We start from the raw sequence: 14,615 nt of genomic DNA, 5'->3' as shown, positions 1-14,615 counted from the left end.
ACCTGATCGCCTATCGCCGCCGCCACGACCATCTGGTCGAGAAGCGCGCCGAGGCCCGCTTCACCAGCCGGTGGGGCGGCGACTGGACCGCACTCACCTTCTGGAACAAGGCGACGGGCTCCGAGCAGATCGCGCTGGTCAAGGGCAAGGTCGACCCGACCAGGCCGACGCTGGTCCGGATGCACGCGCTCTCCACCTTCGCCGACATCTTCGGCGAGGCGGGCGATCGCGCGTCGCTGCTGCAGCGCTCGATGGAGATCATCGGCGAGGAGGGCGCGGGCGTGGTGGTGGTCATCAACCGGCCGCGCCCCGACCAGTTCTCGGTCGCGCTCCAGGCCAAGGCCGGGACGCTGCCGCCCGCCGACGTGGAGGAGCTGCGCGATTACGGCGTCGGCGCGATGATCCTGACCGAGCTGGGCGTGGAGGAGATGGTGCTGCTGACCAACACGCACCACACGCTGGTGGCGCTCGACGGCTATGGCCTCAGCATCGTCGGCGAGCGGCGGGTGGATTGAACACGCCGTCACCCCGGCCTTGAGCCGGGGTCCAACTTGGTTCTAGGCGACAGCTCTGACGATGGAGCGCGCCGCCTGGGTTTGGCTTGGATGCCGGCTCACGGCCGGCATGACGAAGGAATGAGATGGCCCGCATCCTGATCGCCGAAGCCCGCTTCTACGACCACCTCAACGACCTGCTGATCGCCGGCGCGCGCGGCGCGATCGAGGCGGCGGGACATGGCCACGATCTGGTGACGGTGCCCGGCGCGCTGGAGCTGCCCGGCGCGATCGCGCTGGCGGCCGAGACCGGGCGCTATGACGGCTTCGTCGCGCTGGGCGTCGTGATCCGCGGCGAGACCTATCATTTCGAGATCGTCGCCAATGAAAGCGCGCGCGGGCTGATGGCGTTGACCCTGGACGGCCTCGCCATCGGCAACGGCGTGCTGACGACCGAGAACGAGGCGCAGGCGATCGCGCGCGCCGATCCCGCCCAGCTCGACAAGGGCGGCGGCGCGGCCCGCGCCGCGCTGGCGATGCTGGCGCTGAAGGAACGGTTCGCCTAGCGCTCGCCCACACCAGCGCCGCCGATCCGGCGCGCCGCGATCTGCCGGGGGAGGGCGGCTGGCCCGAGGAGCTGGTGAGCGCCTGATCCTCCCCACGATGTGGGCAGGACTCAGACGGTCGCCGCCTCCAGCGCCGGATAGTCGGTATAGCCCTCCGGCCCGGCGGTGTACCACGTCTTGGGATTGTCCCGGGCGAGCGGCGCGCCGACGCGGAAGCGTTCGGGCAGGTCGGGGTTGCCGATGAAGCGGCGGCCCCAGGCGATCGCGTCCGCCACGCCCGAAGCGAGGTCGCGCTGGGCGGTCTCGACGCTGTAATCCTGGTTGAGCACCAGCGGCCGGTGGAACACCGCGCGGATCTGCGGGCTGAGCTTGGGGACGTCGGTCTTGCCGAACGTGCTGTCCGGCGCCTGCTCGCGCAGCTCCAGGAACGCGATGCCCAGCGCGTCGAGCGCGCGGGCGGCGGGCAGGAACACCGATTCGGGATCGGAATCGTCCGCGCCCTGCGACTCGCCGTTGGGGGAGAGGCGGATGGCCGTGCGGTCGGCGCCGACCGCATCGGCGACGCGCGCCACCGATTCGCGCATGAAGCGGATGCGGTTCTCCGGTGGGCCGCCATAATCGTCGTCGCGACGGTTGGTGCCGTCGCGCAGGAACTGGTCGATCAGATAGCCGTTCGCGCCGTGCAGCTGCACCCCGTCGAAGCCGGCGCGGATGGCGTTGACGGCGCTGTCGGCATAGTCGTCCTGGGCGCGCGCGATGTCGTCGAGCGACGCGGCCTGCGCCTCGGCATAGGGGTTCGGCTCCTTGTGATAGGGCGCGCGCGTCGCCGAGGACGACAGCGGCGTCAGCCCGGTGACATCAGGGCGGGCGAGGCGGCCCATATGCCAGAGCTGCGCGAAGATCAGGCCGCCCGCCGCGTGCACGGCTTCGGTGACGGGCTTCCACGCCTCGACCTGCTCCTCGGTCCACAGCCCCGGCGCGGCGGGCCAGCCCAGCCCGCGGCGGCTGACGCCCGTGCCTTCGGAGATGATGAGCCCCGCGCCCGCGCGCTGACGGTAATAATCGATCATCAATTCGGTCGGCACATGCGCCGGCGTCGACCGGCCGCGGGTGAGCGGGGCCATGAAGATGCGGTTCTTCGCCGTGACGGCGCCGACGGTGATGGGATCGAACAGGCCGGGCATGGGCGCTCCTTTGCGGGTGTCGGGACGCGAGATAGGCGGCTACGGGGCGCCATGCACGTGGCGACGGACACAAGAAAAGCTGTGGCGACGGCAAGCGGGCCGCCGCCGCTCGCCTTCGTCGCCGTGGTGGTCGCCAACGTGGCGCTGGCGTTCGGGCCGTGGTTCGTGCGGCTGGCCGACACCGGGCCGGTCGCCGCCGGCTTCTGGCGCATGGCGCTCGGCGCGCCGTTCGTGGCGGCGCTGGCGCTGGCCGGCGGCGCGCGGCCGGGGCGGCTGACCGGGGCGCTGTGGGCGACGCTGGTGGCCGGCGGGATCGCGTTCGCCGCGGACCTGGGGAGCTGGCATCTCGGCATCCTGCGCACGACGCTGGCCAACGCGACGCTGTTCGGCAATTCGGCGACGCTGGTCTTCCCGCTCTACGGCTTCCTGGTCGCGCGCGCCTGGCCGACGCGGACGCAGGGGTTGGCGCTGGCGCTGGCGGCGGCGGGCGCGGCGCTGCTGATGGGGCGATCGTGGCAGCTGGACCCGCGCCACCTCGCGGGCGATCTGCTCTGCATCCTCGCCGGGCTGCTCTACACGGTCTATTTCATCGCGATGGCGCGGGCGCGCGAGACGATGGCGCCGCTGTCGTCGCTGACGCTGTCGACGCTGGCGAGCATCGGGCCGCTGCTGCTGTTCGCGTGGGCGCTGGGCGAGCGGCTGTGGCCGCATGCCTGGGGGCCGCTGCTCGGGTTGGCGCTGGTCAGCCAGGTGGTGGGGCAGGGCTGCATGATCTATGCGCTCGGCAAGCTGTCGCCGCTGGTGGTCGGGCTGGCCCTGCTGGTCCAGCCGGTGGTGGCGGCGACGGTGGGCTGGATCGTCTATGGCGAGCGGCTGGGCGCGCCCGATTTCGTGGGCGCGGCGTTGGTGGCGGCGGCGCTGGTGCTGGTGCGGCGCGGCGCGACCGGACGCGTGGAGGCGAAGGAGGCATCGTGACCGAGGACCGGACGCTGGACGAGCTGCGCGTGCTGCTCGCCCCTGAGATCGCCGCCAACGCCGCGTTCGACGGCTGGGGGCAGGAGGCGCTGGACCTCGCCGCCGACGCGCTGGGTGTCGATCGCGGCGTCGCGCGCCTCGCCTTTGCGGGCGGGGCGGTGGCGATGATCGACGCCTGGTTCGCGGGCGTGGATGGCGCGATGCTCGCCGCCGTGCCGCCCGCCGAGCTCTGGGCGATGAAGATCCGCCAGCGCATCGCCGCGCTGATCGAGGCGCGGCTGGCCGCCGTCGAGCCGGAACGCGAGGCGCTGCGCCGCGCGCTCGCGGTGCTGGCGCTGCCGCAGAACGTCGCGCGCGCGGCGCGGCTGGGCTGGCGCACGGTCGACCGCATCTGGCGCGCCGCCGGCGACACCGCGACGGACTACAACCACTACACCAAGCGCGCGATCCTGCTCGGCGTCTATGCTGCGACGGTCAGCGTCTTCCTCGACGACGAAAGCGAGGGCTGGGCCGACACCCGCGCGTTTCTGGGCCGCCGCATCGACGGCGTGATGCGGTTCGAGAAGGCGAAGGCAGGGTTTCTGTTGCGGTCGGAGCGATTGCCAAGCCTGTCGAGGTTCGTGGGGCGGCTGCGCTATCCGGTGGTTTGAAGTGACGAGTTGAGGAAGTGGCGCCGTCCGCTTCGTCATGCCGGCCTCGTGCCGGCATCTACCGTCGGACTTGGCGTGTCGCTCCATTGCGCTAGGAAAACATAGTTCTGGCGTGGATGCCGGCACGAGGCCGGCATGACGGGGGTGGGGAACGGCTGCCGCGTCCTGCCTGCGCGGAAGTTGTCGAAGTTGCCGCATATCACGATTATCTTCCGTTCGGCGGCGGAAGGTGGGCGGCGCAATTCATGATGCAAAGAGCGGACCGGCCAGTGCCGAGTCATTGGTACACGCCTGCATCGCAGCGGCGTTGTAGGACAGCGAAAATCTGCGGTGGGTTACGCCCGCAACCATACGCTCGGGTTAGACAATTGGGCTCCCGAAGGTGGCGATTCATTCAGAGCAATCTTCTCGTTTCTCCATCTCCGGACGACAATTTCGGGAAAGAGCAATCGGGAACAGATTACGGGAAACCGGATGCCCTGAGGGCTGTCACCGCGATCGGCTTCGCGACCGTCCCGTTCCACCTTCGTTTTGGGGAGGGAACGTCTCTCTCGCTAGCTCGCGGGTGACGCCGCCAAAGCAGGCTTTGCTGTTACCGTCGTACCAGTGGCGTCGGGACTAAAAATAAGCGGCACTTGAATGGTGCGATTACAAGCCGAAAACGTCCAAGTCTCCTGCCAGGCTTTACCGGATGCTTTGACCAGCCCTGCGTATTTCGTATCCCGCACGCTCAACTGATTACAATCGCGAACAACGGCCTGAACAGCCATGGTCGCGAATTTGAGAGCATCACGTTGCAACGTGAGATCAGCGCGCGTTTCTCCGGGCATTGCTACTATGCTAAGTATCCTCTCGCTAGGTTGCCCCCTAAAGTAGAAGTTGATTGTTGTGTCATTCCCGCAGCCGCTCACTGGAAAGCTCTGCTTCCATAGTCCAGAAATCGGATAACCATCCGATGCAAAAGATACCGGCTCGATTGTTGTAACCCTTGATCCGTTTGAAACCAAGTTTGGACATCTCCGAAACACGGTGGGGGGCAACTGTGAGAACAGGCGAGCTATGTTGCCTTGATACCCTGGAGATTGGACGAGGGCCTGCAAAGCGGGCGACGGCTGAGGTTCCGACGATACCGCAGCAGATGAAGTAGCGATAAGAGCAACGATCACGATCGACGGAAAAGTCATGGCCTCTCCCTTTCCCCGCTCTCTTGGGATGCGAAAGCGGCACAGGCAACCCAGCGATGGTTCTCTTGGTCACCCCGCCATCGCTCGGCTCCCTCCCGATGAACCATCCTTTTTCGGGAAAGGCGACAGGGCCGCGCAATGTCGGCTATCGCCATCTGCACTCCCGTAAGTGGACATTCGCTGCCGGACCGGCGGGTAAGCCCGGCAGTGCAAAGGGCTTTCCTTCCGCCATCGTTACTGATAATCATTCGCACATGGAGATGGTCGGTCGCCTCACGCCTTCGCTCAGCCTGGAGACGCTGCCACGTCGCCAGGGGGCGACGGTGCATCTGATCGACTGGTCGCGACTCGGCGCGCCCGAAGCGCGGCGGCTGCGCGAGCTGGGGTTCGACGAGGGCGTCGAGGTGGAGGTGCTGCACCGCGCCCGGCTCGGCGGCGGGCCGATCGCGTGCCGGATCGGCCGCATGCAGGTGGCGCTGCGCCGCGCGGTGGCCGCCGCCATCCTCGTCGCGCCCCGCGCCGCCTGATCCAGCCCCCGCTGGCCTGATGGCCGAGCTGCTCACCCGCCCGCCTGCCGCTCCCGTGACGACGCGGCCGCCGCTCGTCGCGGTCGTCGGCAATCCCAATGCGGGCAAGAGCGCGCTGTTCAACGCGCTCACCGGCGCGCGGCAGAAGGTGGGCAACTATCCCGGCGTCACCGTCGAGCGCCATTCCGGCCGCATCGCGCTGCCCGATGGCCGGCCGGTGGAGCTGGTCGACCTGCCCGGCGCCTACAGCCTCGATCCCTCCTCCCCCGACGAGCGGGTGACGCGCGACGTCGTCACCGGCGCGAGCGCGCTGGAGGCGGCGCCGGACGCGCTGCTGGTGGTGGTGGACGCCGCCAACCTCGACAACCACCTGCGCTTCACGCTGCAGCTGCTCGCGCTCGGCCGGCCGCTGGTGGTGGCGCTCAACATGGTCGATCTCGCCGAGCGCGACGGGCTCACCCTCTCCGCCGAGCGGCTCGCCGCCGAGCTGGGGGTGGCGGTGATCCCCACCGTCGCGGTGCGCCGCCGCGGCCTCGACGCGCTGCGCGAGGCGCTTGCCGCCGCGCTGGACCACGGCACCGCGCGGCCGGCTTCCCGCGCCTCGCCCGACATGACGACCGTGCAGCGCCGGGCCCGCCAGATCGCCCGGGCCGCGACGCTGTCCGAGACGCCGACGCGGCGCTGGGGCCACGCGTTCGACACGGTGGCGCTGCACCCGGTCGGGGGCGTCGCGCTGCTGGTGGCGGTGCTGTTCGTGATGTTCCAGGCGGTGTTCTACGCCGGCGCCGCGCCCGCCGACGCGATCGCCGCCGGGTTCGATCGGCTAGGCGGGCTCGTCAAGGACGTCATGCCCGATTCGGTGCTGCGCTCGCTGATTACCGACGGGTGCATCGCGGGCGTCGGCGCGGTGGTGAAGTTCCTGCCGCAGATCCTCATCATGTTCCTGTTCATCCTGGTGCTGGAGGCATCGGGCTACATGGTCCGCGCCGCGTTCCTGATGGACCGGCTGATGGCCTCGGTCGGGCTGTCGGGGCGCGCCTTCATCCCGCTGCTGTCGTCCTTCGCCTGCGCGGTGCCCGGCATCATGGCGACGCGCACGATCGAGGACGAGAAGGACCGGCTGACCACCATCCTGATCGCGCCGCTGATGACCTGCTCGGCGCGGCTGCCGGTCTACACGCTGGTGATCGGCGCGCTGATCCCCGACATCCGGGTGCTGCCCTTCGCGGGATTGCAGGGGCTGGTGATGCTCGCGCTCTACATCATCGGCGTGGCGGGCGCGTTCGTGGCGGCGTGGGTGCTGCGGCGCACCGTGACCAAGGGCTCGTCCTCGGGCTTCATGATGGAAATGCCCAAATACCAGCTGCCGCGCCTGCGCGATCTGGCGATCGGGCTGTGGAGCCGCGCGGAGATCTTCCTCAAGCGCGCCGGCACCACCATCGCGCTCACCACGATCGTGCTCTGGGCGCTGCTGAGTTTCCCCAAGCCGCCGGCGGACGCGCATGTCTCGCCGGTGAACTATTCGATCGCCGGGCGGATCGCCAACGGCATCGAGCCCGCCTTCCGGCCGATCGGCTTCAACCGCGACATCGTGCTGGCGCTGATCCCGGCGATGGCGGCGCGCGAGGTGTCGGTGGCGGCGCTCGGCACCGTCTACGCGATCGACAATGCCGGCGGCGACAATGACGACGCGAAGATCGGCCGGACGCTGCAGGCGCGCTGGAGCCTGCCCACCGCGCTCGCCTTCCTGATGTGGTTCGTGTTCGCGCCGCAATGCATCTCCACCATCGCGGTGACCCGGCGCGAGACCAACGGGTGGAAATGGCCGCTGTTCATGGTTGGCTATCTGTTCACGGCGGCCTACGTCATGGCGGGGTTAACATACTGGCTCGCGATCCTCGCGGGCCTCTAGGGGCAGGCGATGGCAGGCAGCGTCAACAAGGTCATCCTGATCGGCAATCTCGGCCGCGATCCCGAGAGCCGGTCGTTCCAGAACGGCGGCAAGGTCGTCGAGCTGCGCATCGCGACGTCCGAGCAGTGGAAGGACCGCGCCTCGGGCGAGCGCAAGGACAAGACCGAGTGGCACACGGTCAAGGTGTTCCAGGAGAATGCCGCCAATTTCGCCGAGCGCTACCTGCGCAAGGGCGCCAAGGTCTATGTCGAGGGCCAGCTGGAAACGCGCAAATGGCAGGATCAGGCCGGCGCGGACCGCTATTCCACCGAGGTGGTGATCCGGCCGTTTAACGGCACGCTGACCTCGCTCGACGGTGGCCAGGGCGGCGGTGCGGGTGGCGGTGGCGGGGGGCGTGGCGGCGATGACTGGGGCGGCGGCGACGATGCCGGCGGTGGGTCGGGCGGCGGCTTTGGCGGCGGCGGCCGGGCGGGATCGGGTGGTGGCGGGAACCGTGGCGGCGGTTTCGGCGGCGGCGGTGGCGGTGCCAGCGGGGGCGGCGGCTTTGGGGATGATCTCGACGACGACGTGCCGTTCTGACGATGACGGGCAACGACGCGCGCGCGCGCGGGCGCGGCTGGCGGATCGACGAGTCGGCGCGCGCGGCGGTGATCGCGGCCTATGATCTCGAACGGCTCCGCCACTCGACGGCGCTCCGGCGCATCACCGATTTCGCCGCCGCGCTGTGCGAGGCGCCGGTCGCGCTCGTCACGCTGCTGGACGAGGCGGAGCAGACCTTCCTGGCGCGCACCGGGCTGGACGTGGAGTCGATGCCGCGCGACATCTCGTTCTGCCGCTACGCGATCGAGACCGACGATCTGCTGGTGGTCGACGACCTGTCGGTCGATCCCCGCTTCGTCGACAATCCGCTCGTCACGGGCGATCAGCATGCGCGCTTCTATGCCGGGGCGCCGCTCGTCACCGACGAGGGCGTGGCGCTCGGCGCGCTGTGCGTGATCGACCGGGTCGCCCATCCGGGCGGCCTCACCCCGCTGCAGCGCCTGGGGTTGGAGACGCTCGCCGAGAACGTCATGGCACGCCTGCGCGACACCCGCGACGCCGCCGCCTGGCGCCATGCGGAAAACGACGCCCGGCGCGCGCTGGGCGATTCGGAATCGCGCTTCCACACGCTCGCAGACACCATGCCCCAGATGGTCTGGTCGGCGCTGCCCGACGGCTACCATGATTATTTCAACGCGCGCTGGTACGAGTTCACCGGGATGCCCGTCGGCGCCACCGACGGGGAGGGCTGGAGCGGCATGTTCCATCCCGACGATCAGGAGCGCGCCTGGGCGACCTGGCGCCATTCGCTCTCGACCGGCGAGCCGTATCAGATCGAATATCGCCTGCGCCGGCACGACGGCGAATATCGCTGGGTGCTCGGCCGCGCGCTGCCGATCCGCGCCGGCGCCGACCACGGTGAAGAGGGCCGCATCACGCGCTGGTTCGGCACCTGCACCGACATCCACGAAGGCAAGACGGCGGCGGACGAGCGCGAGATGGTCGCGCACGAGCTCAGCCATCGGATCAAGAACATCTTCGCGGTGATCGCCGGCCTCATCACCTTCACCGCGCGCCAGCGGCCCGAGTTCAAGCCGGCGGCGGAGGATCTGCGCCAGCGCATCACCGCGCTCGGCCGCGCGCATGATTTCGTGCGGCCGCACAGCCGCCGGTCGCGTCCGGCGCAGCAGCAGGACAGCCTGCACGGTCTGCTCGCCGAGCTGTTCGCGCCCTATGCCCGCGAGATCGGCGGCATCCGCATCGCCGGCGACGATGTGCAGGTGGACGACCGCTCGGCGACGCCGCTCGCGCTGCTGTTCCACGAGCTCGCCACCAACGCGACCAAATACGGCGCGCTCGCCGCGGACGGCGGCGCGGTCACGGTGGCGATCGCCGCGTCGGGCGAGGCGGTGGTGCTCGACTGGACGGAGATGGGCGGCCCGCCGGTCGTGCCGACGGCGGCGGCAGGGTTCGGCAGCCAGTTGATCGAGCTGTCGGCGATGCGTCAGCTCGGCGGAACGGTGACGCGCGACTGGCGGCCGGGCGGCCTCGCGGTCAGGATCACCTTGCCGTCAGCCGCCTTCCACCGGGCATAGCACCACGCCTTCGTCGCGCGCCGAGGCGTGATCGCCCGAGGCGAGCGCGGCGGCGGCGCGGATCGTACGCTCGCTGAACGGCTTGCGGACGAAGGCGAGCGCGGGGGCGCCGCCGATCTGCGCCGGATTGGCGGTCACGAACACCACTTTGACGCCGTGCGCCTGGGCGATCGTCCGGGCGATGCCGGGGCCGCTCGGGCCGTCGCGCAGGTTGATGTCGATGAAGGCGAACTGGCAGCCGCCGGCCGCCTCCAGCGCGCTTTCGCGGTCCGCGGCGATCGCCGCGACCTGATAGCCCGCGTCGGTCAGGATGCGTTCCAGATCGAGCGCGACGAAGATCTCGTCCTCGACGATCAGCGCGGTCTTGTTCATGCGTTAACCCAGATCATCACTAACGAATGTCTGCGGGATGCATCAGTTCCCCCGGCGCAGCAGAAAGATCGCGTGCTCGGCGAACAGGTTGGCCGCCCAGGCGCCGCGCTGGCGGTCGCCCGCCAGGAACCAGGCGCGCTCCACCGTGATCGCGCGGGCCGCCAGGAAGGCGCGGAAGTCGTCCACCGTCACGTGATGGATGTTGGGCGTGTCGTACCAGCCGCTCGGCAGCAGTCGCGTGACGGGCATCCGCCCGCCCCACATCAGCGACAGCCGCACGCCCCAATGCGCGAAGTTGGGGAACGAGACGAACGCGCGCCGGCCGATCCGCAGCAGCTCGTCGAGCACCCGGTCCGGCGCCCGCGTGGTCTGCAGCGTCTGCGACAAGATGGCGTAATCGAAGCCGCCCGACGGATAGTCGGCGAGGTCGGTATCCGCGTCCCCCTGCACCACCGACAGCCCGCGCGCGACCGCGGCGGCGACATTGGCCGGATCGATCTCCAGCCCGCGCGCATCGACCTGCCGCTGGTCGCGCAGCGCCGCCATCAGCGCCCCGTCGCCGCAGCCGATGTCGAGCACGCGGCCGCCCGGCGCGACATGCGCGGCGATGAGCGCGAGGTCGGGACGCAGGCTCATGTCCCCGTTCCCAGGAACCCGCGCACCACCCGGTCGAGCGCGGGCGATTCGAGCAGGAAGGCGTCATGCCCATAAGGGCTCGACAGCTCGACGAAGCTGGTCGGCGCGCCCGCCGCGTTGAGCGCGTGGACGATCGCGCGGGCGTCGGCGGTGGGGTAGAGCCAGTCGGTGTCGAAGCTGACCAGGCAGAAGCGCGTGGCGGGGCTGAACGCGTCCGCCAGCCGCCCGCCATGCTCTTCCGCGAGGTCGAAATAGTCCATCGCGCGGGTGATGTAGAGATAGGCGTTGGCATCGAACCGGTCGACGAAGCTCAGCCCCTGGTGGCGCAGATAGCTCTCGACCTGGAAATCGGCGTCGAAGCCGAACGACTTGGCTCCGTCCGGGCTGTCGGGCCGCGCCTGCAGCCGGCGGCCGAACTTCTCGGTCAGCCCGGCTTCGGACAGATAGGTGATGTGCGCCGCCATCCGCGCCACCGCCAGCCCGGCGGCGGGCGGCTCCGCCGCGTCGTAGTCGCCGCCCTTCCAGCGCGGGTCGGCCATCACCGCCTGCCGCCCGAGCTCGTGGAAGGCGATGTTCTGCGCCGAATGCCGCGCGGTCGACGCGATCACCAGCGCCGCGCCGACGCGCGCGGGAAAGGTCGCCGCCCAGCTCAGCGCCTGCATCCCCCCCATCGAGCCGCCGACCACCGCCGCGAGCCGGCCGATCCCGAGATGGTCGAGCAGCAGCGCCTGCGCGCGCACCATGTCGCGCACGGTGATGACCGGGAACGCCATGCCCCACGGCCGCCCCGTCGCCGGATCGGTCGTGGCGGGGCCGGAGGATCCCATGCACGAGCCGAGCACGTTGGCGCAGATCACCAGCCGCCGGTCGGTGTCGATCGGCCTGCCCGGCCCGACCATCCGTTCCCACCAGCCCGGCTTGCCGGTGCGCGGGTGGGGCGACGCGACGTGCTGATCGCCGGTCAGCGCGTGGCAGACGAGGATCGCGTTGTCCGCGCCCGGCGCGAGCGCGCCATAGGTCTCGTAGGCGATCTCGACCGGCGCGAGGCTGCCGCCGCCATCCAGCGCCAGCGGCCCGGGCAGCACGACGCGGCGGTCGAGACCGAAGCGCTGGTCGAACGGGGCGGCGGCAGCCATCGCCGCCGCATAGGAGCGCCGACCGCCGGCGTCATCCCCCGCGACCGGCTGGGGGATGGCGGTGGAGAGCGTACACCGATCAGAGCACAAGAGAGCCGCCGATCTTTCGACCAGCGGCTCTCGCTCGGTCCGACAGGGGGTCTATCAGGCGAGGTGCAAATTCGTACTGGTCTTGCGGCGACGCATCGACGCTCCGACCAGGCCAAAGCCTCCGATCATCATCGCCCAAGTGGCCGGCTCGGGCACTCCGCCGGGCGCGGCGGCGGCGGGTACGAGGGTGACCAGGTCGAGCGCAGTGTCGTTATCGCCGGTGGTCGTGGGCGCGCCCAAGAACAATAGCGTGCCCGAGCTGGCCGTGGCGACGAAGCTTCCCGACGTGAACTGCTGGAATGCGGGGTTCAAGGTGGCGTCGATCGGCGCGAACACGCCCAAACCGGTGCCCCCAAAGCTCACCGTCAGCGCGTCGGGAGCAAAGCCCGGGCGCGCGGCCAGATAGAAGTTCGCGGCGTAGCTGCTCCCGATCGTCAGTCCGCTGAAGAGGAGCGACACACTACCCTGAACGCGGGTGCCCCCGTCGCTGACGCTCTGGATGAACGCGGCTTGCGAGCCATTCGGCGGCGTGCTGGCAAAGAAGATGCCGTTGTACACGCCCGACTTCGCGCTGAAGGTCGCGCCTGAAAAGTCGGTCGGGTTGTAGCCGATTGTGCCTCCCTCGAATGAATAGGTTTGCGCCGAGGCGGCCGTGCTACCCGCCAGCGCTGCGCCGGCTGCAAGAGCGGCAAGGATAATGTGACTGTTCATTGTACTTCCCCCGGTTAACCGCTGGCCCACGCCAGGCGGCATGGGCGCATTATGTCCGGCCAGGTAAGTCCCGCATTGGAAAAACCCGCCAATCATGCGAGGGGTCGTCTGTCTCGTTGTGAGACCGCGGTTCGGTGCCTTGGCCATTGTGCTTGCCGGCCATTCAGACACGAGCCGCTCGGTTGCCTGCTTACCCGCGCCGGCTGCTGTCGCCTGATCTCACCGGCGAACATCGGCCCGAACCTGTTCCGCCACATCGGCACCGTCTCGTCCGCTATGGGGGGTGGGTTCAACGGCGAAAGCGGACGGCGCTGTCCGACATCGCGGCGCATGGCTAGCGCGGCGTCATGCCAGGTCCATCGATCCCCGCATCCTCCTTTCGCCACCCCGTCCGATCGACGCGGACCTGGACATGGCGAGGGGGACGTGGTGTCCAGGTCCACCGCCGCGAGCCTTCCGGCGCCGGCGAAACATGCTAAGCGCGCGCGGATGACCGCCCCGCAGCCCAAGCCCTGGATCATGGCGATCGCCCCCTACGTTCCGGGGCGCGCCACGACCGACGACGGGCGCACGGTCGCCAAGCTCTCGTCCAACGAGAACCCGCTCGGCACGTCGCCCGCGGCGCGCGCGGCGTTCGCGCAGGCCGCGGGGCGGCTGGAGCGCTACCCGGACGCGGGCGCGACCGAGCTGCGCGACGTGCTGGCGGCCAAGCACGGGCTTGATCCGGCGCGGATCATCTACGGCAACGGCTCGGACGAGGTGCTGCACCTCGCCGCCGGCGCGTTCGCGGGGCCGGGCGACGAGGTGATCCACGTCCGCTACGGCTTCGCGGTCTACGAGATCGCGACGCGCCGCGTGGGCGCCGAGCCGGTGATCGCGCCCGACCGCGACTATGCGACCGACGTCGACGCGGTGCTGGCGTGCGTCACCGGGCGGACGCGCCTGGTCTACATCGCCAATCCCAACAATCCGACCGGCACCTATGTCGGCCGCGACGAGATCGCGCGCCTCCACGCCGGGCTGCCGCCGCACGTGCTGCTCGTGCTGGACCACGCCTATGCCGAGTATATCGACGGCGACGTGGAGGACGGCGGCATGGCGCTGGCCGAGACCGCGCCCAACGTGCTCGTCACGCGCACCTTCTCGAAGCTGTACGGCCTCGCCGCCGAGCGGATCGGCTGGGGCTATGCCGCCGCGCCGGTGATCGAGGCGATGCACCGCATCCGCCTGCCCTTCTCGATCACCATCGCCGGCACCGCGGCCGCGACGGCGGCGCTGGGCGACGAGGCGTTCGTGACGCACACGCGCGAGCACAATGCACGCTGGCGGCGCTGGTTCACCGACGAGATCGCCAAGCTCGGCAATGCCGGCCTGCGCGCGATTCCGAGCCAGGCCAATTTCGTGCTGGTGGTGTTCGGCGGCGCGCTGACCGCCGAGACGGCGTACAAGGGGCTGATGGACGCGGGCTATATCGTCCGCTGGCTGCCCGGCCAGGGGCTGCCGGAGGCGCTCAGGATCACGATCGGGACGGAAGACGAGTGCCGCGGCGTGATCGCGGCGCTCAGGGCGCTTGCGGACAAGGGATGACCCCTTGCCTGCGTCATCCCGGCCTTGTGCCGGGATCCACCCCCGTACCGGTCCAAGGCATCGCCGCCGAGCGACACGCGCGGTCCTGCCGTGGATGCCGGCGCGAGGCCGGCATGACGAAGACCTGACATGCTCCCCTTCGCCCGCATCTCGATCATCGGCCTCGGCCTGATCGGCTCCTCGATCGCGCGCGCGGTGCGTGCGACGATGCCGACCGTCCGCCTGACCGGCCACGACGCCGATCCGGACGTGCGCGCCGCGGCGATCGCGCTGCGGCTCTGCGACGACGTCGCCGACACGCCGGGCGCGGCGGTGATCGACGCGGACCTCGTCATCCTCTGCGTGCCGGTCGGCGCGATGGGCGCGGTCGCCGCCGAGCTCGCCCCCGATCTGCCCGCCGACGCGATCGTCAGCGACGTCGGCAGCTGCAAGGCGGAGGTCGCGCGCGCGCTGCGC

15 protein-coding genes and 1 pseudogene are annotated in these 14,615 nt (G+C 70.1%); 10 read left to right on the top strand and 6 right to left on the bottom strand.

Annotated elements, in window-relative coordinates; translation table 11 throughout:
* Positions 1-515: pseudogene (locus tag ACFE64_RS12630) on the top strand (3,4-dihydroxy-2-butanone-4-phosphate synthase); the annotation flags it as partial.
* Between the two features lie 125 nt (positions 516-640).
* A complete protein-coding gene (ribH, locus tag ACFE64_RS12625) occupies positions 641-1,060 on the top strand; it encodes a 6,7-dimethyl-8-ribityllumazine synthase (RefSeq protein WP_375392814.1) in 420 nt (139 codons plus the stop codon).
* 110 nt (positions 1,061-1,170) lie between these two features.
* Here ribH and ACFE64_RS12620 read toward each other — a convergent pair whose 3' ends face one another.
* Positions 1,171-2,244: an alkene reductase gene (locus ACFE64_RS12620; RefSeq protein WP_375392813.1), complete on the bottom strand. Its 1,074-nt coding sequence runs from the start codon at positions 2,242-2,244 to the stop codon at positions 1,171-1,173.
* A 51-nt stretch (positions 2,245-2,295) separates the two neighbouring features.
* On the opposite strand from ACFE64_RS12620, the gene ACFE64_RS12615 reads away from it, so the two are divergent.
* Together ACFE64_RS12615 and ACFE64_RS12610 are read left to right on the top strand one after the other, a co-directional pair.
* On the top strand, positions 2,296-3,219 hold the full coding sequence (locus tag ACFE64_RS12615) for a DMT family transporter (protein WP_375392812.1): 924 nt from the start codon (positions 2,296-2,298) through the stop codon (positions 3,217-3,219).
* Positions 3,213-3,869, top strand: a complete 657-nt coding sequence (locus ACFE64_RS12610; protein WP_375392816.1) for a COQ9 family protein — start codon at positions 3,213-3,215, stop codon at positions 3,867-3,869. Before ACFE64_RS12615 ends, ACFE64_RS12610 begins: the two co-directional genes overlap by 7 nt.
* A gap of 554 nt (positions 3,870-4,423) precedes the next feature.
* On the opposite strand, the gene ACFE64_RS12605 is transcribed toward ACFE64_RS12610, so the two are convergent.
* Complete coding sequence (locus ACFE64_RS12605) at positions 4,424-5,053, bottom strand: hypothetical protein (protein WP_375392811.1); 630 nt, start codon at positions 5,051-5,053, stop codon at positions 4,424-4,426.
* A gap of 260 nt (positions 5,054-5,313) precedes the next feature.
* Here ACFE64_RS12605 and ACFE64_RS12600 point away from each other — a divergent pair, with 260 nt between their 5' ends.
* From ACFE64_RS12600 to ACFE64_RS12585, 4 genes are read left to right on the top strand one after another with little or no spacing between them, the layout of a single operon-like run.
* Positions 5,314-5,580, top strand: a complete 267-nt coding sequence (locus ACFE64_RS12600; RefSeq protein ID WP_375392815.1) for a ferrous iron transport protein A — start codon at positions 5,314-5,316, stop codon at positions 5,578-5,580.
* A 19-nt stretch (positions 5,581-5,599) separates the two neighbouring features.
* On the top strand, positions 5,600-7,492 hold the full coding sequence (locus ACFE64_RS12595) for a ferrous iron transporter B (RefSeq protein ID WP_375392810.1): 1,893 nt from the start codon (positions 5,600-5,602) through the stop codon (positions 7,490-7,492).
* Positions 7,493-7,501: 9 nt separating this feature from the next.
* The gene (gene ssb / locus ACFE64_RS12590; RefSeq protein ID WP_375392809.1) at positions 7,502-8,071 is read left to right on the top strand and encodes a single-stranded DNA-binding protein; all 570 of its coding nucleotides are present in this window, start codon (positions 7,502-7,504) and stop codon (positions 8,069-8,071) included.
* 2 nt (positions 8,072-8,073) lie between these two features.
* Positions 8,074-9,627: a PAS domain-containing protein gene (locus ACFE64_RS12585; RefSeq protein ID WP_375392808.1), complete on the top strand. Its 1,554-nt coding sequence runs from the start codon at positions 8,074-8,076 to the stop codon at positions 9,625-9,627.
* Here ACFE64_RS12585 and ACFE64_RS12580 read toward each other — a convergent pair.
* From ACFE64_RS12580 to ACFE64_RS12565, 4 genes are all read right to left on the bottom strand, one after another.
* Complete coding sequence (locus tag ACFE64_RS12580; protein ID WP_375392807.1) at positions 9,604-9,999, bottom strand: response regulator; 396 nt, start codon at positions 9,997-9,999, stop codon at positions 9,604-9,606. The two genes, ACFE64_RS12585 and ACFE64_RS12580, sit on opposite strands and share 24 nt — an antisense overlap.
* Positions 10,000-10,041: 42 nt before the next feature.
* Complete coding sequence (gene metW, locus ACFE64_RS12575) at positions 10,042-10,635, bottom strand: methionine biosynthesis protein MetW (protein ID WP_375392806.1); 594 nt, start codon at positions 10,633-10,635, stop codon at positions 10,042-10,044.
* Positions 10,632-11,771 carry a homoserine O-acetyltransferase gene (locus ACFE64_RS12570; protein ID WP_375392805.1) on the bottom strand — a complete coding sequence of 380 codons (1,140 nt, stop codon included), beginning with the start codon at positions 11,769-11,771 and terminating at the stop codon, positions 10,632-10,634. The genes metW and ACFE64_RS12570 overlap by 4 nt, the downstream gene beginning before the upstream one ends.
* A 144-nt stretch (positions 11,772-11,915) precedes the next feature.
* Complete coding sequence (locus ACFE64_RS12565) at positions 11,916-12,572, bottom strand: PEPxxWA-CTERM sorting domain-containing protein (RefSeq protein ID WP_375392804.1); 657 nt, start codon at positions 12,570-12,572, stop codon at positions 11,916-11,918.
* A gap of 489 nt (positions 12,573-13,061) precedes the next feature.
* On the opposite strand from ACFE64_RS12565, the gene hisC reads away from it, so the two are divergent.
* Positions 13,062-14,159 (top strand): histidinol-phosphate transaminase, encoded by a 1,098-nt coding sequence (gene hisC / locus ACFE64_RS12560; protein ID WP_375392803.1) that lies wholly within the window; start codon positions 13,062-13,064, stop codon positions 14,157-14,159.
* Between the two features lie 129 nt (positions 14,160-14,288).
* The coding region (locus tag ACFE64_RS12555; protein ID WP_375392802.1) for a prephenate dehydrogenase/arogenate dehydrogenase family protein at positions 14,289-14,615 on the top strand (327 nt) is incomplete at its 3' end.

It is taken from the genome of uncultured Sphingomonas sp. (assembly GCF_964250165.1).
Taxonomy (GTDB): domain Bacteria; phylum Pseudomonadota; class Alphaproteobacteria; order Sphingomonadales; family Sphingomonadaceae; genus Sphingomonas.
The sequence above is the reverse complement of the archived record's forward strand: the minus strand, read 5'-3'. Positions and strand labels throughout refer to the sequence as shown.

Bases quoted from the DNA above. Each gene is read 5' to 3' on its own strand.
- ssb (WP_375392809.1), top strand. From the start codon at position 7,502: ATGGCAGGCAGCGTCAACAAGGTCATCCTGATCGGCAATCTCGGCCGC.
- ACFE64_RS12600 (WP_375392815.1), top strand. From the start codon at position 5,314: ATGGTCGGTCGCCTCACGCCTTCGCTCAGCCTGGAGACGCTGCCACGT.
- ACFE64_RS12585 (WP_375392808.1), top strand. From the start codon at position 8,074: ATGACGGGCAACGACGCGCGCGCGCGCGGGCGCGGCTGGCGGATCGAC.
- ACFE64_RS12580 (WP_375392807.1), bottom strand. From the start codon at position 9,999: ATGAACAAGACCGCGCTGATCGTCGAGGACGAGATCTTCGTCGCGCTC.
- hisC (WP_375392803.1), top strand. From the start codon at position 13,062: ATGACCGCCCCGCAGCCCAAGCCCTGGATCATGGCGATCGCCCCCTAC.
- ACFE64_RS12565 (WP_375392804.1), bottom strand. From the start codon at position 12,572: ATGAACAGTCACATTATCCTTGCCGCTCTTGCAGCCGGCGCAGCGCTG.
- ACFE64_RS12615 (WP_375392812.1), top strand. From the start codon at position 2,296: ATGCACGTGGCGACGGACACAAGAAAAGCTGTGGCGACGGCAAGCGGG.
- ACFE64_RS12620 (WP_375392813.1), bottom strand. From the start codon at position 2,244: ATGCCCGGCCTGTTCGATCCCATCACCGTCGGCGCCGTCACGGCGAAG.
- ACFE64_RS12595 (WP_375392810.1), top strand. From the start codon at position 5,600: ATGGCCGAGCTGCTCACCCGCCCGCCTGCCGCTCCCGTGACGACGCGG.
- metW (WP_375392806.1), bottom strand. From the start codon at position 10,635: ATGAGCCTGCGTCCCGACCTCGCGCTCATCGCCGCGCATGTCGCGCCG.
- ACFE64_RS12605 (WP_375392811.1), bottom strand. From the start codon at position 5,053: ATGACTTTTCCGTCGATCGTGATCGTTGCTCTTATCGCTACTTCATCT.
- ribH (WP_375392814.1), top strand. From the start codon at position 641: ATGGCCCGCATCCTGATCGCCGAAGCCCGCTTCTACGACCACCTCAAC.
- ACFE64_RS12570 (WP_375392805.1), bottom strand. From the start codon at position 11,771: ATGGCTGCCGCCGCCCCGTTCGACCAGCGCTTCGGTCTCGACCGCCGC.